Raw genomic sequence first — 6000 nt, forward strand, 5'->3', positions numbered from 1 at the left:
CCTGAACCGCCGGGACAAGGCAAGCTTGATGCCGCTAAAGCCCGGTAAACAGCTGGAATGCCCGCAGGATCGGATTCTCGAAACGCAATCGCCCCTCGGTCAGGGCAAGGCAGATGCACTCCTCGCTCGGGTCAATCACGATGTCATGCTCAACCCCGCCATGCGCTTCTTCGACATCGCCCGGCAGGTATTGCTGATCGCCGTCCCAGAAACTGCCCTTGAGCACCAGGGTCAGTTCGGAACCGTTGTGCCCATGCTGCGGGATCGACACTCCGCCGCGCGCCTTCAGCAGCCACAAATGCTCGCCATTCTCGCCGCGCCACAGCACAGCCTTGCGCATGCCGGGGCCGAGATAGCTCCATTTGAGCCGCAGGTCGTGCCGCGCCATGAAATCCTTCAGCGCGCCGGGCAGCACTTCGCCATCCTTCGACAAGGCTTCCACGTCCGCCCGGGTCACGGTCGGAGCGACGGCATCGCCTTCGCGCGCCAGGACATCATCGGCACTGAAAGACAGAGCTTCGGCGCCGCACTCGTCGGACACGCAGGTGTCCAGCAATTCGCCGCCGATCGCCTCCAGCGCGGTCAGACGGTCGCGCGCCGGCGGGGACAATTCGGCATGGCTTTCCACCAGCACTCTGTAGGCCTCGCCCGGCAGGGCGCCGCTGGCATAATCAAGGTACCAGTTGTCGTCGAGAACATGGCCACGTTGGGTCATTGGGAATCTCCCAGAGTCACTTTGAGTTTGCGCATGGCAAGCCGGATGCGCGATTTCACGGTTCCCAGCGGCAACCCCAGCCTGGCCGCGATATCACTGTGCGATTGGCCTTCACGGAAGGCCATTTCCAGAACGCTGCGTTGGTCGGGCGGCAGCTCGACCAGGGCGCGGGCAACCCCGGCCGCCGCTTCGGAGCGTTCGTACAATTCTTCGGCTGCCGGCGGGGCCTCGGGCTTGAGGTCCTCACCGTGATCATCAAGGCGCTGCTCGCGCTTGGCCTTGCGAAACTGGTCGATGTGGACGTTCCTCGCGATCGTGAACACCCAGGTCGACGGGGCCGCCTTGGCCGGGTCATAGCTCTCCGCCCGGCGCCAGACCGCCAGCAAAACGTCCTGTGTCATGTCGTCGGCTTGGCTCGGCGGCACGCGGCGAGACACCAGAAAAGCCCGTATGCGCGGCGCGAAGTGGTCGAACAGCATCCGGAATGCCGCACGGTCGCGCTCTGCACCCACGCGGGCCAGCCAGTCGCGCTGAGCATCGCTGTCCGCAGACGCGGGTGTCGATAACTGCGTCATTCGCCCCCTTCTCGGGTTCGCAGGCAAGGCGTCGGTCGGACGCACGGTATGACGTTCAGCAGCGTACATAACCGGGATTACGAACGCCGTACCGGCCCGGATCACCCAAACATGCACACAGAACGCAAACCGCGAATATAAATAAGTGATCCGAAATGCACAGCCCGGCGTAGCGAGAACACCAGGGCCGCTCTCCGGCCTGCAATTGCGGAAGACCGATGTCCCACTCCTCGCCTCGCAAGATTGCTGTCGTCGGATCCGGCATTGCCGGCCTGTCTGCGGCCTGGCGCCTGTCCCTCGCGCACGACGTCACACTGTATGAAGTCGACAACCGCCTCGGTGGCCATGCTCACACGGCGAGCGCCAAAATCGGCGACCAGACTGTCGATGTCGATACCGGCTTCATCGTCTACAACCCGCGCAACTATCCCAATTTCACGGCCATGCTGGAATATCTCGGCGTTGAAACCGCTGAGAGCGACATGTCTTTCGCCGCCTCCATCGACGATGGCGGCTTCGAGTATTCCTCAAACCCGCAGGGCCTGTTCGCCCAGAAGCGCAACGTCATGCGTCCGCGCATGTGGCGCATGATTTCCGACATCCTGCGCCTGCAGCGCCACGCCCGGTCCGGCCCGGCGCATGATGACCGCACGCTCGACGACTTCCTCGCGGCCGAGGGCTATTCCTCGACGTTCCGGGAAGACCACATCCTGCCGATGTGCGCCGCCATCTGGTCCTCCCCGGTCGAACAGATGCGCCACTACCCGGCCCAGGCATTCTTCGACTTCTTCACCAATCACGGGCTGTTGCAGCTCACCGACCGCCCGCTCTGGCGCACCGTGCGCGGTGGCTCGAAACGCTATGTCTCGGCCTTGCGTGACGTCTTTGTCGGTCGGGTGGAGACGGGAATGGCGGTGACCGCCATCGAGCGCCCGGCATCCGGCCCGGTGGTGCGCACCATGGACGGTGCCACACATGACTATGATGAAGTCGTCCTCGCCTGCCACAGTGACCAGGCCCTGGCCCTCCTGGCGCAGCCGGACACCGAGGAGACCCGGCTCCTGGGCTCGATACGCTACCGCCCGAACCTGGCCGTCCTGCACACCGACACCCGTTTCATGCCGCGCCGTCGCGGGGCCTGGGCGAGCTGGAACTATCTGGAGCGCCGCGCCGCGGGTACGGATCGCAATATCAGCCTGACCTACTGGATGAACCGGCTGCAGCCGCTCGACACCGACACGCCGGTTTTCGTCACCCTGAACCCGGAAACCCCTCCGGCCAGTGAAACCATCCTGCGCACCGACAGCTATGACCACCCCGTGTTCGACCAAGCCGCGCTGAAGGCCCAGAACCTGATCCCCGACATCCAGGGCCGCGGCGGAGTCTGGTATAGCGGAGCATGGCTCGGCTCGGGTTTCCACGAGGACGGGCTGCAGGCCGGTCTCGCCGTCGCCGAGGCGCTGGGGGCCCCGGCCCGCCCGTGGACCGAACCGGGCATGACCGACCGTGTCGCTCTGCCGCGCCCGGATCGCGGCGACAGGCAAGCTGCGGAGCTCGCCGCTGAATGACCCCGCTTCCGGCCTCGATATACCCGGGTCAGGTGGGCCACACGCGGCAGGCGCCGAAGCATCATTCCCTGCGCTACGGCATGTTCTCGCTTCTCACCGACATTGACGGGCCGGAGCGGGCCAATGCCGCGAACCGGCTGCTGTCATTCGACCGTTTCAACCTGGTCTCGGTGCATGCCCGCGATCACGGACGCGGCGATGGCCAGCTGCGCGACTGGGTCACGGCGCATCTCGAAAGTGTGGGTGTGACGGCATCGCTCGGCCGCATCCAGGTTCTTGCCGCGCCGCGCGTGCTCGGCCTGATCTTCAACCCGATTTCGGTGTATTTCGCCTTCGACAGGGCCGACGCCCTCGTCGGCGTCCTGTTCGAGGTCAATAATTTCCACGGCGGACGCTGCGCCTACCCGTTCCGCATCACCGACCCGGACGCCCCCTCGCACCGCTTCAGCTGCCCCAAGGGCTTCTTTGTCTCGCCCTTCAATCCGGTCGACGGCGTCTACCATTTTCGCCTCGACTTCGACGAGACCCGCTACCGGTTGTCGATCCAGCTGGTGCGCGACGGTGTACGAACGCTGAGCGCCGTTCACACCGCCCGGCGCGAGACGCTCACAACCGGGGCATTGGCCCGGACCAATATTCGTTATCCCTTGAACACACTCGGCATTGTTGGTGCTATACTGGTAGAGGCCATCCGCTTGCGCCTGAAGGGATTGAGGACGTTTTCACCGCGTCGGGGGACGCGCGATACCGATTTGAGGAGATCGTGATGGACAGCTATTCGGCCACGACAGCCCGTCGTTCAGGCGGCCCGCGACCGACCGTGCTCGAGCGCCTGGCTGCCCGTTACATCCGCGCCGCGCTGGCCCATGTGGAAACCCTGCGCATCGACATCACGCTGCCGCGAGGCCACCGCTTCGTCTGCGGCCCGTCGGACGCCCCGCGCATGGTCGACTGGCAGATCCTCAAGTGGAACGGGCTCCTGCGCATTGCCTCGAGCGGCGTGCTGGGCTTTGCCGAGGGCTTTCTCAACGAGGAGTGGGAGACCAGCGACCTGCGCACCCTGCTGGGCGCTCTCGCCACCGAGCTGGACACCGTGAAACCCCCGAGCCGGGCCTGGGCCCCGAGCCGGATCGTGGCCCAGCTCCAGCACTGGTTGAACGCCAACACCAAGCGCGGAAGCCGCCGCAACATCGCCTTCCACTATGACCTGGGAAATGATTTCTACCGCCAGTGGCTCGACCCCTCGATGACCTATTCCTCGGCCGTGTTTGCCGGGGAACAGGAAAGCCTCGCCGATGCCCAGGCGCGCAAATACCGTCAATTGTGCGAGCGCCTCGAGCTCAAGCCCGGCGACCGGGTACTGGAAATCGGCTGCGGCTGGGGTGGCTTCGCGGAAATCGCCATCCGCGAATTCGGCTGCCATGTCACCGGTCTGACCCTGTCCCGCGAGCAGCTCGCCTTTGCCCGCGAACGCCTCGGAAAGGCCGGCCTTGCCGATCACGCTGACCTACGCCTGCAGGACTATCGCGATGTCGATGAGCAGTTCGATGCCATCGCCTCGATCGAGATGTTCGAGGCCGTCGGCCAGGCCCACTGGCCGGTCTATTTCGACCAGCTCAAGACTTGCCTGAAACCGGGTGGTCGCGCCGGCCTGCAGATCATCACCATCCGCGAGGACGTGTTCGAGGAATACCGGCGCCGCGTCGACTTCATCCAGAAATACGTGTTCCCCGGCGGCATGCTGCCCACCGTGGAAGGCCTTGGTAAACTCGCCGAGAATGCCGGACTGGCGAGCCGCGGACACGACATGTTCGGTCACAGCTATGCTCGCACCCTCGAGCGCTGGCATCATGCCTACCGCGCCGCCTGGCCGCGCATCCGCGAACTCGGCTTCGACGATCGGTTTGACCGGATCTGGCGCTACTACCTGGCCTATTGCGAAGCCGGCTTTGACGCCGGTCGCATCGATGTCGGCCAGTTCATGTATGAAAACCCGACGGAAAATCCGCAGCCGCGCTGACAACCGGTTTACCTTCTTGCGGCAAGGTTTCGCCCGGTTCGATAAACCGGGTGGAGCAGCATGGGTCGATCGCTCGACAGCAAACTTGGGACGTATGTCAATGTGGTGGCGCTGATCACCCTGATCGCGTCCGTCCTGACCATCTATTTCTTCGTCGGCGCGCTCAACCGCAACGCCGAACGGACGGACCGCGTCCTGCTGTCGGCTGGCATTGATGCAACGGTCTCCCAGAATAATGCCTGGGCCACGGATTACGGCTGGTGGAACGAAAACCGCTACATGGTCGAGACCAAGAACCTGGAGCTGATGAGCGAGGTCTTCGGTTCCTCATTCAACGCCCACGGCGGGTTCGACTATATGGGCGCGATCAACGCGACCGATGATTTCGTCTATGGCTGGCTTCGTGAAACCGGCAGCAAGCCGCGCAGCAACCTGTTTGGCGCCGATGAGATCTCTGCCATCCGCGCCAATCTGCGGCGGGCGTGGGACCAGGGCGAACATGTCGCCTCTCATGCCATGGAAATCGACGGGCAGATCTTCCTGACCTCCTTCACCACGCTCGGAGCGCACGAGGACCGTTCATTGATCGCGCCGGAGACCGAACCCGTCCTGATAGTCGGCACCCGCGTCGACCAGGGCTTCTTCAACCTGCTGGAAGAACGTTTCCTGCTCAACGAGCTGGCCATGCACTCCGATGAGCACGCGGCCTCGGGCCACAGCGTTCCGCTGCTTGATGCCGGCGGCCACCAGATCGCCCATGTCAGTTTCACCGCCTCGCGTCCCGGCCTCGACCTGCTGCGCCTCGCCTTGCTGCCCCTGCTCGGCTACATCGTGGTGATCTTCTTCGGGGCCCAGTTGATCATCCGCAAGGCGGGCCGCCTGGCCCGGCAGGCCGAGAAGAACGAACAGATTGCCCTGCGCGCCGCCGGCACTGACAGCCTGACCGGCCTGCCCAATCGCCAGGCCTTTACCGACTATCTGAGCAGTGACGCGGCCAGCGCCGCCGCCGACAATGGCGAAGCCGCCGTCATCTACATCGACCTCAACGGCTTCAAGGCGGTCAATGACAAGCTTGGCCACCGGGCCGGCGACCAGGTCGTGGGGGGGGGGGGGGGGGGGGGG

6 protein-coding genes are annotated in these 6000 nt (G+C 64.5%); 4 read left to right on the forward strand and 2 right to left on the reverse strand.

The window, feature by feature from the left end:
* Positions 1-34 precede the first annotated feature (34 nt).
* Positions 35-715, reverse strand: a complete 681-nt coding sequence (locus ACXYMR_RS03610) for a ChrR family anti-sigma-E factor (RefSeq protein ID WP_458941388.1) — start codon at positions 713-715, stop codon at positions 35-37.
* Complete coding sequence (locus ACXYMR_RS03615; RefSeq protein ID WP_458941389.1) at positions 712-1290, reverse strand: sigma-70 family RNA polymerase sigma factor; 579 nt, start codon at positions 1288-1290, stop codon at positions 712-714. The genes ACXYMR_RS03610 and ACXYMR_RS03615 overlap by 4 nt, the downstream gene beginning before the upstream one ends.
* Positions 1291-1508: 218 nt before the next feature.
* On the opposite strand from ACXYMR_RS03615, the gene ACXYMR_RS03620 reads away from it, so the two are divergent.
* From ACXYMR_RS03620 to ACXYMR_RS03635, 4 genes are all read left to right on the forward strand, one after another.
* A complete protein-coding gene (locus ACXYMR_RS03620) occupies positions 1509-2858 on the forward strand; it encodes an NAD(P)/FAD-dependent oxidoreductase (protein WP_458941390.1) in 1350 nt (449 codons plus the stop codon).
* The gene (locus ACXYMR_RS03625; protein ID WP_458941391.1) at positions 2855-3625 is read left to right on the forward strand and encodes a DUF1365 domain-containing protein; all 771 of its coding nucleotides are present in this window, start codon (positions 2855-2857) and stop codon (positions 3623-3625) included. Before ACXYMR_RS03620 ends, ACXYMR_RS03625 begins: the two co-directional genes overlap by 4 nt.
* The gene (locus ACXYMR_RS03630; protein ID WP_458941392.1) at positions 3625-4878 is read left to right on the forward strand and encodes a class I SAM-dependent methyltransferase; all 1254 of its coding nucleotides are present in this window, start codon (positions 3625-3627) and stop codon (positions 4876-4878) included. The genes ACXYMR_RS03625 and ACXYMR_RS03630 overlap by 1 nt, the downstream gene beginning before the upstream one ends.
* Before the next feature lie 60 nt (positions 4879-4938).
* Positions 4939-6000, forward strand: a 1062-nt coding sequence (locus tag ACXYMR_RS03635; RefSeq protein WP_458941393.1) for a diguanylate cyclase domain-containing protein, incomplete at its 3' end; no start/stop codon positions are given.

Source organism: Maricaulis sp. CAU 1757 (assembly GCF_054482675.1).

Coding starts and splice junctions, on each gene's coding strand:
- ACXYMR_RS03610 (WP_458941388.1), bottom strand. CDS start 715: ATGACCCAACGTGGCCATGTTCTCGACGACAACTGGTACCTTGATTAT.
- ACXYMR_RS03615 (WP_458941389.1), bottom strand. CDS start 1,290: ATGACGCAGTTATCGACACCCGCGTCTGCGGACAGCGATGCTCAGCGC.
- ACXYMR_RS03620 (WP_458941390.1), top strand. CDS start 1,509: ATGTCCCACTCCTCGCCTCGCAAGATTGCTGTCGTCGGATCCGGCATT.
- ACXYMR_RS03625 (WP_458941391.1), top strand. CDS start 2,855: ATGACCCCGCTTCCGGCCTCGATATACCCGGGTCAGGTGGGCCACACG.
- ACXYMR_RS03630 (WP_458941392.1), top strand. CDS start 3,625: ATGGACAGCTATTCGGCCACGACAGCCCGTCGTTCAGGCGGCCCGCGA.